The following is a 15,470-nucleotide window of genomic DNA, read 5'->3' on the forward strand; positions in this document are numbered from 1 at the left end:
ATCGAACATCCATTCTGATGGAGGCCCCGACAGGTTATCCACAGGCCGAGGACGTCAGGACCGCTTGTCAGTGGCAGGCGCTAGCGTCATGGACGTGAAGCGATCGACTCAAGCAAACCGGGTGGGACCCATGGCAGGAACGGACCGCGAGAAGGCGCTCGACGCCGCGCTCGCACAGATTGAACGGCAATTCGGCAAGGGCGCCGTGATGCGCATGGGCGATCGGCCGAACGAGCCGGTCGAGGTCATCCCCACCGGGTCGACCGCTCTCGACGTCGCCCTCGGCGTCGGCGGTCTGCCGCGCGGCCGGGTGGTCGAGGTCTACGGCCCCGAGTCCTCCGGTAAGACGACCCTGACCCTGCACGCGGTGGCCAATGCCCAGCGGGCCGGCGGCACCGTTGCCTTCGTGGACGCCGAGCACGCCCTCGACCCTGACTACGCGCAGAAGCTGGGCGTGGACACCGACTCCCTGATCCTGTCCCAGCCGGACAACGGCGAGCAGGCGCTCGAGATCGTGGACATGCTGGTCCGCTCCGGCGCCCTCGACCTCATCGTCATCGACTCCGTCGCCGCCCTGGTGCCGCGCGCGGAGATCGAGGGCGAGATGGGCGACTCCCACGTCGGCCTCCAGGCCCGGCTGATGAGCCAGGCGCTCCGTAAGATCACCAGCGCGCTCAACCAGTCCAAGACCACCGCGATCTTCATCAACCAGCTCCGCGAGAAGATCGGCGTGATGTTCGGCTCGCCGGAGACCACGACCGGTGGCCGGGCGCTGAAGTTCTACGCGTCGGTGCGCATCGACATCCGCCGCATCGAGACCCTCAAGGACGGCACCGACGCGGTCGGCAACCGCACCCGCGTCAAGGTCGTCAAGAACAAGGTCGCGCCGCCCTTCAAGCAGGCCGAGTTCGACATCCTCTACGGCCAGGGCATCAGCCGTGAGGGCGGTCTGATCGACATGGGCGTCGAGCACGGCTTCGTCCGCAAGTCCGGTGCCTGGTACACCTACGAGGGCGACCAGCTCGGCCAGGGCAAGGAGAACGCCCGCAACTTCCTGAAGGACAACCCCGATCTCGCCAATGAGATCGAGAAGAAGATCAAGGAAAAGCTCGGCATCGGGGTGAGGCCCCAGGACCCGGCGGCCGCGGCACCCACCACGGACGCGGCTGGTGCCGCGGGCGTGACCGACGCCGCACCGGCGAAGGCCGTGGCCGCCCCGGCGGCCAAGTCCGGGGCGAAGGCGGCCAAGACCGCCGCGGCCAAGAGCTGATCCATGACACGGCGGACCGAATGGCGGGACGGCCCAGGCCGTCCGGAGCGCCCGGACCGTCCGGACAGCGGCGCCCCCTCCTTGTCGAGGGCCGAGCAGGGGCCGCCGCCCGGCCCGGAGGAGCAGGCGCGGGCGATCTGCCTGCGCCTGCTCACCGGGACCCCACGCACCCGTAAGCAGCTCGCGGACGCGCTGCGCACCCGGGGCATCCCCGATGACGCGGCGCAGGAGGTGCTGTCCCGGTTCGAGGGCGTCGGCCTGGTCGACGACGCGGCGTTCGCCGAGGCATGGGTGGAGTCCCGGCACCACAGCCGGGGGCTCGCCCGGCGGGCGCTCGCCCGTGAGCTGCGCACCAAGGGCGTGGACTCCGCCCTGATCGACGAGGCCGTGGGACAACTCGACGCCGATCAGGAGGAGCGGACGGCGCAGGAGCTGGTCGAGCGCAAGCTGAGGGCCACCCGTGGCCTCGACCGGGAGAAGCGGATCCGCCGTCTCGCCGGGATGCTGGCCCGCAAGGGCTACTCCGAGGGGCTGGCGCTGCGGGTGGTGCGGCGTGCGCTGGAGGAGGAGGGAGAGGACCCGGACCTCCTGGAGCACCACCTCCCCGACCTCTGAGCCCCAGCGGCGCGCCGCGGCGGGGCTGTGGGCTGTGACGGCCCTGGGGTCAATCCGGTGAAGCCGGTTGCCGAGAACGAGCGATGTCCGGCCGTGTGGCAGACGCGCGGCCCTTAAGACGCGTGCCCCCGATCAGTGCGACACCCGGGCCGCGCGGCACCCGAGACATGCGGCCTCGAGACGCGTGACACCCGAGATGTGCGGCACCCGAATTCCGGTGGGCGGCGCTAGCGCACCGGGAGGCCCGCCGCGCGCCATGCCTGGAAGCCGCCGATGAGATCTGTCGCGCGCTCCAGGCCCAGCTGACGCAGCGAGACCGCGGCGAAGCTGGACGCGTAGCCCTCGTTGCACACCACCACGACCCGCAGATCGTGATGGGTGGCCTCGGGCAGCCGGTGCTCGCACCGCGGGTCGAGCCGCCACTCCAGCTCGTTCCGCTCGACGATCAGCGCCCCCGGAATGGTGCCGTCGCGCTCCCGCAGCGCGGCGTACCGTATGTCCACCAGCAGCGCGCCCTGGACCTGGGCCGCCGCGGCATCGAGGGGCTCCAGCCGGTCGAGTTCCTCGCGGGCCTCGGCCAGCAGCTCGTCCACGCTCCGCTTGGTCGTGCCCATCGTCTATCCCCACTCCTCGGGCCGCTCGACCTGCTCCAGCCGCAGCGTATGACCGGTGCGGCTGTAGCGCCGCATCAGCGGCAGCGGCGGATAGTAGGCGTGCACCGACACCGCATGCTCGGTGTCGGAAGGATTGATCACCTCATGCACATGATGCGGTCCAAAAGCCCGGCCCTGCCCGGCGTGCAGCCGCCGCTCGCGGTCCACATCGTCGGCCAGCTCAAGGGTCTTCCAGCCCTCGGTGGGCAGACGCGCGGCGAGTGACTGCTCGTGGAGCGCACCCGCCGCCGCGACGAAGGCGCCATGGGAGCCGCCGTGGTCGTGCCAGCCGGTGCCGGTGCCCGGAGGCCAGCCGATCAGCCATGCTTCGCTGCCGCCCGGCCCGTCGAGGCGCAGCCAGGTGCGGCCCTCCGGATCGAGCGGAAGGGAGGCGACGAGCTCGGCGTCGGCGGCGGTCCGGCGGGCGAAGTCGAGCAGCTCCGCGGCGCTGGGCGGAGCGGCCGGGCCGGATGCCGGGTCCGTGATGACGTCCGTGGAAGGGCGCACGGGACCGGGGGTGGAAGTGCGTACGTCGGGCACAGAGAACCGTCCTGAGTGATCGCGAGAGAGGCGCGGCCGCACCGCGCGGGGAAGAAGCGGATCAACAGGACGGACGACAGACACAGCCCGCGTAGCGGACCAGGTCCAGATGGACCCTCCGCCAGAAGCGAGGCAAGCAGGTGTCAGTCACGCTGCGAAGTGAATCATGTGCCGGAAAGGAAGGTCAACCTCACCGGCTCGCGCCCGGAGCACGCACGCCCTGACTCGGACCGCGCGCCCGGACGCAGGCCGGGCATGCGGCCGCGGACCGCGCGCCCCGGACTGCCCCGCACGCCCGGAGACAAACCGAGCGCGCGCCCGAGCGCGCCCCGGCGCGGCCTCGTCGGTCGATCCCGCACTACTGCCGCGCGCTCGCCTCCGCCGGTACGCCCCTGGCCGCATTCCCGCCCCGGACCGCGTCCGCGCACGCGTACAGCGCGCTCGGCCGCACCCCGGACAGCGCCGCGGCGAGATGGCCGTCCGGCCGCACCAGCAGCACCGTGTGGGCCGGGGCGCCCGGATACGCCTCGGCGACCAGCAGTTCGGTGCGCAGGGGCAGCGCCGCGACGGCCGCCGCCAGCCGTGGCATCAGCCCGGCACGCATCCAGTGACGGCGGTCCCACACCCCGGTGCCGGGGGCGACCAGCACCACCAGCAGCTCCCGGCCGAGCCGCTCCCGCAGCCGTACGACCAAGCCGTCCGGAGCGGTCACCGGCACATCGGCGACCGGCGCCCCGGGCGCCGTACCCACCGTGATCGAGCCATCCGGCGGCGCCGCAGGGGCCAGCGGCGAACGGTCGTAGACCGGCGGCGCGCCCAGCGGTCCCTGGCCGAGGTGACCGTCGGTGAGCAGCGCGTCATGCCCGCGCGCCCCGCCGGGCCGCACGGTACGCCGCACCGCGTGCCAGCCGCCGCCCGCCCGCAGCAGTGGCAGCGCCTGGTCCGCCGCGCGCAGCCGGGCCCCCACGGCTCCGCGCCGCTCCGCCTGATAGCTGTCCAGCAGCGCCTCCGAGGCCCCGTGGTGCCAGGCCAGGGACAGTTTCCAGGCGAGGTTGTCGACGTCCCGAAGCCCCTCTTCGAGCCCTTGGGTGCCGAGCGCGCCCAGCAGATGGGCGGCGTCCCCGGCCAGGAAGGCGCGCCCCACGCGCCAGCGCAGCGCGAGCCGGTGGTGCACGGTGTGCACGCCGGTGTCCAGCAGCTCATAGGGGGGCTCGGAATCCCCGCACCACCCCGTGAGGGTGTCGCGCACCCGCACCAACAGGGCATCGGGGGTGACGAGATCGCGGCCGGGCGGCAACAGCCAGTCGACCCGCCACAGGCTGTGCGGCAGCGGCCGGGCGGTCACCTCAGCGTCGATGCTGCGCCAGGGCGGGGAGCGGTGCAGCACGGCCTCGCCGGGCCAGGGGAGTTCGGCGCGCAGCGCGGCGACGGCGTGCCGCTCCACCGCCGTACGGCCCGGGAAGCGCACGCCCAGAAGCTTGCGGACGGTGGACCGCGGCCCGTCGCAGCCCACCAGATAGCTGCCCCGCCACCAGGTGGCCTGGGCGCCCCGGGTGCGCACCCCGACGCCGTGGTCGTCCTGCTCCAGACTGTCGATCCGGCTTCCGGAGACGATGCGGACGAGGTCCTCGTCGCCGATGGCGGCCAGCGAGCCCCGCAGCGCCCGGGTGAGCTCATGCTGGGGCAGATGCACCGGTGAGGCCGTCGGAGCCGGTGCCCCCTCGTCATCGGGCCCGTCACCGCCGGGGGAGTCCACGGCCTCCGTAAGGCCGCCGTCCCAGCCGCCGGCGCCACGCTGCCCGCCCAAGGGACCGCCGGTGCCGCGCTCGCCGCCGAAGAGGCTGCCGGGCGTGAGGGCCACTTGCCGTACCAGTTGCCGCCGCCGCATCGTGCGCCATCCGGTCCACGGCCGTGTCCGGGCGGTGACCCGGCAGCCCAGCCGTTCCAGCAGGGCGGCGGCGTCCGGGCGCAGCACGACGGTGCGCGCCAGCCGGCTCTCCTCACCGCCCGTGGACTCGTCCAGCAGGATGACGGGCACCTCGAGGCGCGCCAGGGCGAGGGCCAGGGTGAGGCCGACCGGGCCCGCCCCGGCGACGATCACCGGGTCCACGGTGCGGTTCCTGTGGTCCTGCGGGTCGTACGTGACGTACGGAAATTGGCAGTTGAAACCCGGTGAGCGATCACAGAAAGCATGCAACCCACTGCCGCTGCCCGCGTCAAGCGACGAAGGGCGGTGGCGCGTGCGCCACCGCCCTGGTAAGGGTTTCACCCGTCCGCCCGGCCCCCCCCGGACGGACCTCCGCCCGGTCGCCCGGACGCTCGTCCGCCCGGACGGCCCCTCAGTCCGTCTTGCCGGTGGGTGCGTCCGGGGCGGAGACCGTGGAGTGGTCGACGACGTCGAGCGCGTCGGCGGCCGCCAGCGGCTGGCCCGCGTCCGCGACCCGGATGCCGGTCTTGGCGCGCCGGCCGCGCCGCTCGATCCAGGTGGCGAGGGCGGAGAGGGCCAGACACATCGCGATGTAGATGGCGCCGCCGACGATGATCACCGGAACGTAGGGGTTGTCGTCGTTGACGACGATGTTGCCGGCCAGCTGCTGAAGCTGGAACAGCAGCTCCTGGTAGGTGATGACATAGCCGAGGGAGGTGTCCTTGAGCGTCACCACCAGCTGGCTGATGATGGTCGGCAGCATCGCCCGTACGGCCTGCGGCACCAGGACCGTCATCATGACCTGGGTCTTGCGCATGCCCAGGGCGTAGGCGGCCTCGCGCTGACCCCTGGGCACCGAGTTGATGCCCGCCCGCAACACCTCGGCCTGGACCGAGCCGTTGTAGACGGTCAGGCCGATGACCAGGGCCCAGAAGCCGGTGTTGTCACCGCTGAGGCCCAGGTCCGACCGGTAGGTCAGGAAGAGCACCCACAGCACGTAGATGGTGATCAGCAGCGGGACGGCCCGGAACAGCTCGATGAAGCCGGTCGCGAACCAGCGGACGGCCTTGTGGTCCGAGAGCCGGCCGACGGCGAGCAGGACACCGAGGACCAGCGAGAGGACCGCCGCGACCGCGAACACCTTCAAGGTGGTGACCACGCCGTCGCGGATGCTGGTCCGCACGCCCGCGTAGTTGAAGATGTTCCACATCTCGGGCGCGAACTGACCCTTGTCGTTCAGCCGCACCACGGCGAAGACGATCAGCCCGAGGACGGCCAGGCCGCCGACGATGGAGTAGACGCGGTTCCGGATGCGGGCCTTGGGGCCGGGGGCGTCGTACAGGACGCTCGAGCTCATCGGGCCACCTCCAGGCGGCTCTCCAGCAGTCGGAAGAGACCGCTGATCGCGAAGGTGATGACCAGGTAGCACAGCGCGATCCACAGGAAGATCCAGCCGATCGCGAAGCCCTTGTCGCTCAGCAGCTTCGAGACATTGAACAGTTCGGTGTTGCTGAACGCCCCGGCGATGGCCGAGTTCTTGGTGAGCGCGATGAAGATGCTGCTCATGGGGGGAATCACGGACCGCGTGGCCTGGGGGAGCACGATCAGCCGGAGGGTCTGGAAGAAGGTCATCCCCAGGCTGCGGGCGGCCTCCGCCTGGCCGAGCGGCACGGTGTTGATACCGGACCGCACGGCCTCGCAGACGAAGGACGACGTGTAGCAGCCCAGCGCCCCCATGGCGAGAACGAACGGGCTCGTTCCGGGGAAGAAGATCTGCGGGATCACGAAGAACGCGATCAGGAACAGCAGGGTCAGCGGGGTGTTGCGCAGCAGGGTGACCCACGCCGTCCCGAAGGCCCGCAGCGGCGGTATGGGCGACACCCGGAAGCCGGCTATGACAATGCCCAGGACGAGAGCCAGCGCCGCACTGGCCGCCGTGATGGAAAGGGTTCCCAGGAACCCCTCACGGAACTGGGGCAAATGATCGAGGAGTACGTTCATCGATTCTCCGCGGTAGCGGTCAGGTCAGCGGCGTGCGGAGCGCACCGGCTTCCAGGCGAACGGGGAATCCTGCTCAGTAGCGGGGCAGGGGGGTCTTCGGGGCGACGTAGGAGGAGCCGGACTTGCCGAGCGTGCCTTCGTACGCCTTCTTGTAGTCGCCGTTCTTGATGTGCTTCTCGAGCGAGTCGCTGATCGCGTCGCGGAGCGCCTTGTCGTTCTTGTTCATGCCGATGCCGTACGGCTCCTCGGTGAACGGCTTGCCGACCACGTGCAGCTTGGTCGAGCGCTGGGCGGCGTAACCCTTGAGGATCGCGTCGTCGGTGGTGACCGCGTCGACCTGGCCGTCGAGCAGCTGCTTGACGCAGAGCGAGTACTTGCTCAGCTCGGTGGTCTCGGCGCCGTACTTCGGCTTCTTGATCTCCTGGAGCGGGGTGGAGCCGACGATCGAGCAGACCTTCTTGCCCTTGATGCTGTCCGGGCCGGTGATCTTGCCCTTGTCCTCCATGCGGACCAGGAGGTCGGCACCGGCCTGGTAGTACGGGCCCGCGAAGCCGACCTGCTTCTTGCGCTCGTCGTTGATGGTGTAGGTGCCGACGTAGTAGTCGACCTGGCCCTTGGAGATCGAGGTCTCGCGGACGTTGGAGTCCACCGTCTTGAAGGTGATCTTGTCCGCGGAGAAGCCGAGGTCGGCGGCGACCATCTTGGCGATCTCGATGTCGAAGCCGGAGCGCTTGCCCTCGGTGTCCTGGAACCCGAGGAAGGGCTGGTCGGCCTTGGCGCCGATGACGATCTTGCCGCGCTTCTGCGCCGCCTTCAGGGTCGGCGAGTCGATCTTCACGTCCTTCGCGACCGTGTAGTCGCCGCTGAAGACCTCGCCGCCCTTCGGCTTGTCGCCGGCGGTGCCCTTCTCGCCGCCACAGGCGGTCGCCGTCGCGGCCAGCGCGAGAACCACCGTGGCCGCCGCGGCCGTCTTACGAATCCTCATGGTGCCCATCCCTCTGTGTTCAGTACGTGGTCCAGATACGCAGTGGCGAACGTGCCGGCGGTCTGCCGGGCCGGCGTGGACTCAGTGGTGAAGGATCTTCGACAGGAAGTCCTTGGCCCGGTCGCTGCGGGGGTTGCTGAAGAACTGCTCCGGCTCGGCCTCTTCGACGATCCGGCCGTCGGCCATGAAGACCACCCGGTTCGCGGCGGAGCGGGCGAAGCCCATCTCGTGGGTGACGACGACCATGGTCATGCCGTCCCTGGCGAGCTGCTGCATGACCTCCAGCACCTCGTTGATCATCTCCGGGTCCAGCGCCGAGGTCGGCTCGTCGAAGAGCATCACCTTCGGGTCCATGGCCAGGGCGCGCGCGATCGCCACGCGCTGCTGCTGGCCACCGGAGAGCTGCGCGGGGTACTTGTCCGCCTGGGCGCCGACGCCCACCCGGTCGAGCAGCGTGCGGGCCTTCTCCTCGGCGGCCTTCTTGTCCGTCTTACGGACCTTGACCTGGCCCAGCATCACGTTCTCGAGCACCGTCTTGTGCGCGAAGAGGTTGAAGGACTGGAAGACCATGCCGACGTCGGCGCGCAGCCGGGCGAGCTCCTTGCCCTCCTGGGGCAGCGGCTTGCCGTCGATCGTGATCGAACCGGCGTCGATCGTCTCCAGCCGGTTGACCGTGCGGCACAGCGTCGACTTTCCGGACCCGGACGGCCCGATGACGACGACCACTTCGCCCCGACTGATGGTCAGGTCGATGTCCTGGAGCACATGCAGCGCGCCGAAGTGCTTGTTGACTCCTGACAGCGCAACCAACGCGTTCGCCACTGGTGCGGCGTCCTTGGTCACCGATACTTCGCTCATCGGCGTCTCGCTCCGTCCTCCTCGGTTGGGAGGACAGTAGTGACCTGCTGCGACCAGCGTCATTACATCTGAGCTGAAATTGAGGATAACGATATGGCTGCGGTGTGACACGCTGCGTGAACGAGACGACGCGCGCCGTACCGGCTGCATAACGGAAACCGGTGTGTGACCGAATGCGTCTTGACGGGTGCCCCTCGATCGGGGTGGATGCCCTGTGGCCATGTTCGTGGCCGTATTCGAAGCCATGGTGACGGGGGCGCGTACGGGACGCGTCTGCGCTGGTACGGGAAGGTGGCGGAGGGACTGGTGAGACTTCTGCTCGTCGAGGACGACAACCACGTCGCCGCGGCCCTGTCCGCCATCCTCTCCCGGCACGGTTTCGAGGTCACCCACGCCCGCAGCGGCGAGGAGGCGCTGCAGGCGCTGCTGCCCGACTCCGGCGCCCCCTTCGGCGTCGTACTCCTCGACCTCGGCCTGCCCGACCAGGACGGTTTCGAGGTGTGCGGCAAGATCCGCAAGCGCACCGCCACACCCGTGATCATGGTGACCGCGCGCGCCGATGTGCGCTCGCGCATACACGGGCTCAACCTCGGCGCCGACGACTATGTGGTCAAGCCCTACGACACCATGGAGTTGCTCGCCCGCATCCACGCCGTCAGCCGCCGCACCGCCGCCCAGGACACGGGCCAGGGCGCCGAGGAGTCCCCGGACGGCCCCCATCCGCCGCTGCGGCTCGGCCCGGTGACCATCGAGCTGCCCACTCGCCAGGTCTCCGTCAACGGCACGACCGTCTCGCTCACCCGTAAGGAGTTCGATCTGCTCGCCCTGCTCGCCCAGCGCCCCGGCGTCGTCTTCCGCCGGGAGCAGATCATCAGCGAGGTCTGGCGCACCAGTTGGGAGGGGACGGGGCGCACCCTGGAGGTGCATGTCGCCTCCCTGCGCTCCAAACTGCGGATGCCCGCCCTGATCGAGACGGTGCGCGGGGTGGGCTACCGCCTCGTCGCCCCGGCCCACTGAGCGACCAGGGCTTCTCAGGTGCGCACCCGACTCCTCCCGCTTCTCATCGTCCTTATGGCGGGCGTGCTGCTCGCGCTCGGCTTCCCGCTCGCCGGGAGCGTGGCCGCCCGGGAGCAGCAGCGGGTGGTCGTCGACCGGATCGACGACACCGCGCGCTTCGCCGCGCTCGCCCAGTTCGTCACCGCCGGGCCGACGGGGGCGGTCGGCGCCGAGGGGGACGAGCGGCTGGACACCCTGCGCGCCGAGCTCAAGCGCTACCACGATCTGTACGGCATCCGGGCCGGGGTCTTCTACCGGGACCGGGACGCGCCGCCCATGGCCGAGGCGCCCGGCAGCTGGCGGCTGCCGGACACGGGCGAGAGCGCCCGGGCGTTCGACGAGGCCCTCGCCGGGCGCCGCAGCCACGATCCGCCCCAGGTGTGGCCCTGGCAGCGGGGCAGACTCACCGTCGCCTCCCCCGTGGTCCGCGACGGGGACGTGGTGGCCGTCGTCGTCACCGACTCGCCCACCGGCCAGATGCGGTGGCGGACCCTGCACGGCTGGCTGGTCATCGGCGCGGGCGAATGCGCCGCGATGCTGCTGGCCGTGGGGGCCGCCTTCCGGCTGACCGGATGGGTGCTGCGGCCCGTGCGCGTTCTGGACACCGCGACCCACGACATCGCGACCGGGCGGATGCAGTCACGTGTCGCGGCCGCCTCGGGGCCCCCGGAACTGCGGCGGCTCGCCCGCTCGTTCAACGAGATGGCCGACAACGTCGAACAAGTCCTGGAGCAGCAGCGGGCGTTCGTGGCCGACGCCTCCCACCAGCTGCGCAATCCCCTCTCCGCGCTGTTGCTGCGCATCGAGCTGCTGGCACTGGAGTTGCCGGACGGCCATGAGGAGATCGCCTCGGTGCGCGCGGAGGGCAAGCGCCTGGCCAGCGTCCTGGACGATCTGCTCGACCTCGCCCTGGCCGAGCACTCCGCCGCCGATCTGAGGCTCACCGATATCGCGGAGCTGGCGACCGACCGGGTGGACGCCTGGCTTCTGGTGGCCGAGCGGGAGGAAGTCGGGCTCGCCTACACCGGCCCCGCCGCCATCACCGGCTGGGCCGACCCGGTGGCCCTGTCCAGCGCGCTGGACGCCGTCGTCGACAACGCCCTGAAGTTCACGCCCGAGGGGGCGCATGTGGAGGTCTCGGCGCGCACGGACGGCGACACCGTCGCGATCGTCGTCGCCGACGGCGGCCCGGGCCTCACCGAGGACGAACTCGCCCGGGTCGGCGACCGCTTCTGGCGCAGCAGCCGCCACCAGAACATCTCGGGTTCGGGCCTGGGCCTGTCCATCACCCGCGCCCTGCTCGCGGCGGGCGGGGGCACGATCCACTACGCCCCCAACGAGCCCCGCGGGCTGCGCGTGACCATCACCGTCCCGCGCACCGGGCCGAGTGAGCAGGTGAAGGGACCGGGCCCGGTGAGAACGTGAAGACCGTAAGGACGTGAGGAAGACCGTAAGACGGGCGGCGGAGCGGGCCACAACTCAGCCCTGCGGCTTGCGCCAGATGATGCTGTAGCGCCACAGGAGATGACGGCGGTACAGCGAGCCGGGCAGGATCTCGGCGGCCATCGCCCGCATCTCCGGGTACGTCACCGGCGGCGGCCACACGATGGGCGACGGGTGGTGCCACAGCCCTTTCCAGGCGCGGTGGACGGCACCGACGGCCACACCGGCGAGGACATGCGGCAGGTCGTGGGGCAGGGTGTTACGGGCGAGGCCGACGACGGCCAGGACACCGCCGGGCCGCAGCAGGTCGCGCATCCGGGCCAGCCCGGTGGCGCCGTCCATGTGGTGCAGGGCGGCCACCGACGCGATGACGTCGAACGAGGCGGGCTCGAAGGGATGGTCCAGGAAGTCGCCGAGGATGTAGTCGACATCGTCCCGGTACGCGCGGCCCAGCTCGATACTGGCCGCGTCGAGGTCGATGGCGGTGACGTGCGGCACGGCCCGCCGCAGTTCGCGGGCGAGCATGCCCTCGCCACAGCCGACGTCGAGGGCGCGCTGGGCGCCGTCGGGGACCGCGCCGAGGATACGGGGGTGGTAGTGGATGTTGTTGTTCCACCGCCTGCCGTTCTGCACAGTCATAGGAGGATCCTGCCGGACCTTCCGGCGGGGCCTCGGCGGTTTCGGCCGACCTCGGACGCGGCCCGGCTACGGCTTGACCGAGCGGTAATAGCGCGCCGCGCCCTCGTGGAGGGCGAGCGGATCGGTGAAGACGGCGGTGCGCAGGTCCACCTTCTGCGCGGCGTGCACCTTCGCCCCGATGCGGTCCCGGTTCTCTATCACCGTGCGGGTGACGCCCTCCGCCAGATCGGGGTCCACCCGGTCGGTGGTGACCAGGAGGTTCGGTACGGCGATCGTCTTGACCGGTTCCGGCCTGCGTATCTCCTCGTACGCGTCGGCGGGCACGGTGGCCGCCCGGTAGTAGCGCGTCACCCCGCCCTGCCGGTGCAGCGGGCCGGTGAGGTCGCCGAGCTGGACGAGCCGGATCGGGTAGGCGTGGGCCAGGGTGCGCACCGCGGTGGTCGGCAGCCCGCCCGACCAGAAGAAGGCGTCGAGCTTGCCCTGCCGCAGCAGCCTCGGCATGGCGTCGATGCCGACCCGCTCGGCCCGGATGTCCCGATTGAAGTCGAGCCCGGCGGCCTTGATCAGCGCCCGGGTGATCAGCTGCACTCCCGAGCCGTCGTCGCCCACGCCCACTCGCAGATGCTTCAGGTCGCGGGCCGATCGCACGGAGGAGCCCCTCGGCACGACCAGCTGCATGTAGTCGTCGTACAGCCGGGCGCAGGCCCGCAGCCGCCCCGCGCCCTCCCCCTGGTAGGCGGCGACGGCATCGGTGGCGGCGATGGCGAAGGTGGCCCTGCCCCGGGCCAGCCGTTCGACGTTGTCCGGGGATCCCCTGGACTGTTCCAGCCGCACATCGACATCGGGGAGGTCCCGGGCGAGGTCCCGCTCGAGCATCCGGCCATAGGTGTCGTAGACCCCGGTGGAGACCCCGGTCGCGAAGGTCGCCCGGCCGCTGGGCGAGGGGCCGCCGCCCACCGCCAGCAGCCACCACAACAGCAGCCCCAGGGCGACGAGGCCCGCGGCGGCAGATTGCAGGGCACGGCGCCGGTCCAGGCGCGGAAGGGTGACGGCCATGGCGAGGATCCTGCCAGTCCCGCTCCCGGGACGGGAGGGGCGAGCCGCGGATCCCGCAGGGCACCCGGTCACGTGCCGGACCGCAGGGCCCTCGACAGCCCCAGGGCCGCGGTCCGGACGGCCGGGGCCAGCTGCGCGGGCCGGAAGCGGCTGCGGGGTACGGCCACCGACAGCGCCGCCACCGCCGTCGGTCCGTCGAAGACGGGAGCCGCGATGCAGCTGACTCCCGAAGCCGCCTCTTCCTCCTCGTAGGCCAGACCCGCGACCTGGGCCTGCTCGATGGCCGTGCGCAGCCGGTCCGGATCGATGATCGAGTGGGGGGTGAGACGGGGCAGGGACGCGGCCAGGACGTCCTCGACCAGCTCGGAACCCGAGAACGCCAGAAGCGCCTTACCGACGCCGGTGCAGGTCAGGGGCAGTCGGCCGCCGATGCGGGACGGCAGCCGAAGGGCGTCGTGGCCGTGGATGCGCTCGACATAGACCACCTCGTGGCCCTCGCGCACCCCGAGGTGCACGGTCTCGTGGGTGGCCTCGAAGAGGTCCTGCAGAAACGGCAGCGCGGCCTCCCGCAGATCGCGTCGGCGCGGGACGAGCGAGCCCAGCTCGAACAGAGCGCCACCGAGCCGGTAGGTCTCGGCGTCCCGTTCGAGCAGGCCGAGGCGGACCAGATCGGCGCAGAGCCGGAAGGCGGTGGTCTTGGCCAGCCCCGTACGCGCGGACAGTTCTGTGAGACGGAACGCGCCGCCGTCGGGCCGGAAGCAGTCGAGCACCGCCACTGCCTTGTCGAGCATATTGCCCTGGGAGCTGTTCCGTGTCATGGAACATAGTGTGCCGAGGGATGCCCGGACCACCGCCAGGCAGGGGGGCTTCTGTGAGCGCCTACCCTTGATGCGTGACCATCAGCAGCGACCGGAGCCCGGCAGTGGACGTTCAAGTACCCAAGAGCTACGAGATCCGCACCTACGGGTGCCAGATGAATGTCCACGACTCCGAGCGGCTCTCGGGCCTGCTGGAGGAGGCGGGCTTTGTCCGCGCTCCCGAGGGCACCGGCGAGGGCGAGGCAGACATCGTCGTCTTCAACACCTGCGCGGTGCGCGAGAACGCCGACAACCGCCTCTACGGCAACCTCGGCCGGCTCGCACCGATGAAGGCGCGGCGGCCGGGCATGCAGATCGCCGTCGGCGGCTGTCTGGCCCAGAAGGACCGCGACACCATCGTCAAGAAGGCCCCCTGGGTCGATGTGGTCTTCGGCACCCACAACATCGGCAGTCTGCCGGTGCTGCTGGAGCGCGCCCGCGTCCAGGAGGAGGCCCAGGTCGAGATCGCCGAGTCCCTGGAAGCCTTCCCCTCCACCCTTCCGACGCGGCGCGAGTCCGCGTACGCCGCGTGGGTCTCCATCTCGGTGGGCTGCAACAACACCTGCACCTTCTGCATCGTCCCGGCGCTGCGCGGCAAGGAGAAGGACCGCCGCCCCGGCGACATCCTCGCCGAAGTGGAGACCCTGGTCGCCGAGGGCGTCACCGAGATCACCCTGCTCGGCCAGAACGTGAACGCGTACGGCTCCGACATCGGCGACCGCGAGGCGTTCAGCAAGCTGCTGCGCGCCTGCGGGAAGGTCGAGGGTCTGGAGCGGGTCCGGTTCACCTCGCCGCATCCGCGCGACTTCACCGACGACGTGATCTCCGCCATGGCGGAGACGGAGAACGTGATGCCGCAGTTGCACATGCCGCTGCAGTCCGGCTCGGACACCGTGCTCAAGGCGATGCGCCGCTCGTACCGGCAGGAGCGCTACCTCGGCATCATCGAAAAGGTGCGCGCCGCGATGCCGGACGCCGCCATCTCGACCGACATCATCGTCGGCTTCCCCGGTGAGACGGAGGAGGACTTCGAGCAGACGCTGCACGTGGTGCGCGAGGCGCGATTCGCGCAGGCGTTCACCTTCCAGTACTCCAAGCGGCCCGGGACGCCCGCAGCCGAGATGGACGGCCAGGTGCCCAAGGCGGTCGTCCAGGAGCGCTACGAGCGGCTGGTCGCCCTCCAGGAGGAGATCTCCTGGGAGGAGAACAAGAAGCAGGTCGGCCGCACGCTGGAGGTGCTGGTCGCCGAGGGTGAAGGCCGTAAGGACGATGCCACGCGGCGGCTGTCCGGCCGCGCCGCCGACAACCGCCTGGTGCACTTCGCGCGCCCCGAGGAGCCGGTGCGCCCCGGCGACGTCGTCACCGTCGACATCACCTACGCCGCCCCGCACCATCTGCTGGCCGAGGGCCCGGCCCGGGGCGTGCGGCGCACCCGCGCCGGGGACGCCTGGGAGCGGCGGAACGCACCCGGGGAGAAGAAGCCCGCGGGGGTGATGCTGGGCCTGCCGACGGTGGGCGCCCCGCCGTCGCTGCCGGCCGCGCCCGCCGCGGGCTGCGGCTGCGACTGAGC

The 15,470-nt window shown here is 71.1% G+C and carries 16 protein-coding genes; 5 read left to right on the forward strand and 11 right to left on the reverse strand.

What is annotated here, in order from left to right; genetic code table 11:
- Positions 1-130 precede the first annotated feature (130 nt).
- Positions 131-1,270 carry a recombinase RecA gene (gene recA, locus AS97_RS32660; protein WP_059146749.1) on the forward strand — a complete coding sequence of 380 codons (1,140 nt, stop codon included), beginning with the start codon at positions 131-133 and terminating at the stop codon, positions 1,268-1,270.
- A gap of 3 nt (positions 1,271-1,273) precedes the next feature.
- Positions 1,274-1,885 carry a recombination regulator RecX gene (recX, locus tag AS97_RS32665; protein ID WP_210566138.1) on the forward strand — a complete coding sequence of 204 codons (612 nt, stop codon included), beginning with the start codon at positions 1,274-1,276 and terminating at the stop codon, positions 1,883-1,885.
- A 227-nt stretch (positions 1,886-2,112) separates the two neighbouring features.
- On the opposite strand, the gene AS97_RS32670 is transcribed toward recX, so the two are convergent.
- The 8 genes from AS97_RS32670 to AS97_RS32700 all read right to left on the reverse strand — a co-directional run bounded on the left by AS97_RS32670 (position 2,113) and on the right by AS97_RS32700 (position 8,849).
- Positions 2,113-2,499 carry a rhodanese-like domain-containing protein gene (locus AS97_RS32670; RefSeq protein WP_059146747.1) on the reverse strand — a complete coding sequence of 129 codons (387 nt, stop codon included), beginning with the start codon at positions 2,497-2,499 and terminating at the stop codon, positions 2,113-2,115.
- A gap of 3 nt (positions 2,500-2,502) precedes the next feature.
- On the reverse strand, positions 2,503-3,045 hold the full coding sequence (locus tag AS97_RS32675; protein WP_086710435.1) for a cysteine dioxygenase: 543 nt from the start codon (positions 3,043-3,045) through the stop codon (positions 2,503-2,505).
- Positions 3,046-3,139: 94 nt separating this feature from the next.
- Entirely contained in the window at positions 3,140-3,229 is a 90-nt protein-coding gene (locus AS97_RS49085; RefSeq protein ID WP_309471148.1) for a putative leader peptide, read from the reverse strand.
- Positions 3,230-3,436: 207 nt separating this feature from the next.
- Positions 3,437-5,188 carry an FAD-dependent monooxygenase gene (locus tag AS97_RS32680; protein WP_059146746.1) on the reverse strand — a complete coding sequence of 584 codons (1,752 nt, stop codon included), beginning with the start codon at positions 5,186-5,188 and terminating at the stop codon, positions 3,437-3,439.
- Positions 5,189-5,417: 229 nt separating this feature from the next.
- Positions 5,418-6,362: an amino acid ABC transporter permease gene (locus AS97_RS32685; protein ID WP_086710432.1), complete on the reverse strand. Its 945-nt coding sequence runs from the start codon at positions 6,360-6,362 to the stop codon at positions 5,418-5,420.
- On the reverse strand, positions 6,359-7,006 hold the full coding sequence (locus AS97_RS32690; protein ID WP_059146744.1) for an amino acid ABC transporter permease: 648 nt from the start codon (positions 7,004-7,006) through the stop codon (positions 6,359-6,361). Before AS97_RS32690 ends, AS97_RS32685 begins: the two co-directional genes overlap by 4 nt.
- Before the next feature lie 73 nt (positions 7,007-7,079).
- Positions 7,080-7,991 carry a glutamate ABC transporter substrate-binding protein gene (locus AS97_RS32695; RefSeq protein ID WP_059146767.1) on the reverse strand — a complete coding sequence of 304 codons (912 nt, stop codon included), beginning with the start codon at positions 7,989-7,991 and terminating at the stop codon, positions 7,080-7,082.
- Between the two features lie 81 nt (positions 7,992-8,072).
- The gene (locus AS97_RS32700) at positions 8,073-8,849 is read right to left on the reverse strand and encodes an amino acid ABC transporter ATP-binding protein (RefSeq protein ID WP_059146743.1); all 777 of its coding nucleotides are present in this window, start codon (positions 8,847-8,849) and stop codon (positions 8,073-8,075) included.
- 306 nt (positions 8,850-9,155) lie between these two features.
- On the opposite strand from AS97_RS32700, the gene AS97_RS32705 reads away from it, so the two are divergent.
- Together AS97_RS32705 and AS97_RS32710 are read left to right on the forward strand one after the other, a co-directional pair.
- Positions 9,156-9,866, forward strand: coding sequence for a response regulator transcription factor (locus tag AS97_RS32705; RefSeq protein WP_059146742.1), 711 nt, complete (start codon positions 9,156-9,158; stop codon positions 9,864-9,866).
- Positions 9,867-9,884: 18 nt separating this feature from the next.
- Positions 9,885-11,330: a HAMP domain-containing sensor histidine kinase gene (locus AS97_RS32710; protein WP_086710431.1), complete on the forward strand. Its 1,446-nt coding sequence runs from the start codon at positions 9,885-9,887 to the stop codon at positions 11,328-11,330.
- 54 nt (positions 11,331-11,384) lie between these two features.
- Here AS97_RS32710 and AS97_RS32715 read toward each other — a convergent pair whose 3' ends face one another.
- The 3 genes from AS97_RS32715 to AS97_RS32725 form a co-directional block, all read right to left on the reverse strand.
- On the reverse strand, positions 11,385-11,987 hold the full coding sequence (locus AS97_RS32715) for a class I SAM-dependent methyltransferase (RefSeq protein WP_210566139.1): 603 nt from the start codon (positions 11,985-11,987) through the stop codon (positions 11,385-11,387).
- 66 nt (positions 11,988-12,053) lie between these two features.
- On the reverse strand, positions 12,054-13,043 hold the full coding sequence (locus AS97_RS32720; protein WP_059146739.1) for a TAXI family TRAP transporter solute-binding subunit: 990 nt from the start codon (positions 13,041-13,043) through the stop codon (positions 12,054-12,056).
- A gap of 68 nt (positions 13,044-13,111) precedes the next feature.
- On the reverse strand, positions 13,112-13,834 hold the full coding sequence (locus tag AS97_RS32725; protein WP_059146738.1) for an IclR family transcriptional regulator: 723 nt from the start codon (positions 13,832-13,834) through the stop codon (positions 13,112-13,114).
- A gap of 182 nt (positions 13,835-14,016) precedes the next feature.
- On the opposite strand from AS97_RS32725, the gene miaB reads away from it, so the two are divergent.
- Complete coding sequence (gene miaB, locus AS97_RS32730) at positions 14,017-15,468, forward strand: tRNA (N6-isopentenyl adenosine(37)-C2)-methylthiotransferase MiaB (protein WP_059146766.1); 1,452 nt, start codon at positions 14,017-14,019, stop codon at positions 15,466-15,468.
- Positions 15,469-15,470: the final 2 nt, after the last annotated feature.

It is taken from the genome of Streptomyces sp. AgN23 (assembly GCF_001598115.1).
Lineage (GTDB): Bacteria > Actinomycetota > Actinomycetes > Streptomycetales > Streptomycetaceae > Streptomyces > Streptomyces antimycoticus.

What these genes read in the sequence shown, in the direction of transcription:
- AS97_RS32685 (WP_086710432.1), bottom strand. Translation starts at nt 6,362, where the DNA reads ATGAGCTCGAGCGTCCTGTACGACGCCCCCGGCCCCAAGGCCCGCATC.
- recA (WP_059146749.1), top strand. Translation starts at nt 131, where the DNA reads ATGGCAGGAACGGACCGCGAGAAGGCGCTCGACGCCGCGCTCGCACAG.
- AS97_RS32695 (WP_059146767.1), bottom strand. Translation starts at nt 7,991, where the DNA reads ATGAGGATTCGTAAGACGGCCGCGGCGGCCACGGTGGTTCTCGCGCTG.
- miaB (WP_059146766.1), top strand. Translation starts at nt 14,017, where the DNA reads ATGAATGTCCACGACTCCGAGCGGCTCTCGGGCCTGCTGGAGGAGGCG.
- AS97_RS32720 (WP_059146739.1), bottom strand. Translation starts at nt 13,043, where the DNA reads ATGGCCGTCACCCTTCCGCGCCTGGACCGGCGCCGTGCCCTGCAATCT.
- AS97_RS32690 (WP_059146744.1), bottom strand. Translation starts at nt 7,006, where the DNA reads ATGAACGTACTCCTCGATCATTTGCCCCAGTTCCGTGAGGGGTTCCTG.
- recX (WP_210566138.1), top strand. Translation starts at nt 1,274, where the DNA reads ATGACACGGCGGACCGAATGGCGGGACGGCCCAGGCCGTCCGGAGCGC.
- AS97_RS32700 (WP_059146743.1), bottom strand. Translation starts at nt 8,849, where the DNA reads ATGAGCGAAGTATCGGTGACCAAGGACGCCGCACCAGTGGCGAACGCG.
- AS97_RS32670 (WP_059146747.1), bottom strand. Translation starts at nt 2,499, where the DNA reads ATGGGCACGACCAAGCGGAGCGTGGACGAGCTGCTGGCCGAGGCCCGC.
- AS97_RS32725 (WP_059146738.1), bottom strand. Translation starts at nt 13,834, where the DNA reads ATGCTCGACAAGGCAGTGGCGGTGCTCGACTGCTTCCGGCCCGACGGC.
- AS97_RS32715 (WP_210566139.1), bottom strand. Translation starts at nt 11,987, where the DNA reads ATGACTGTGCAGAACGGCAGGCGGTGGAACAACAACATCCACTACCAC.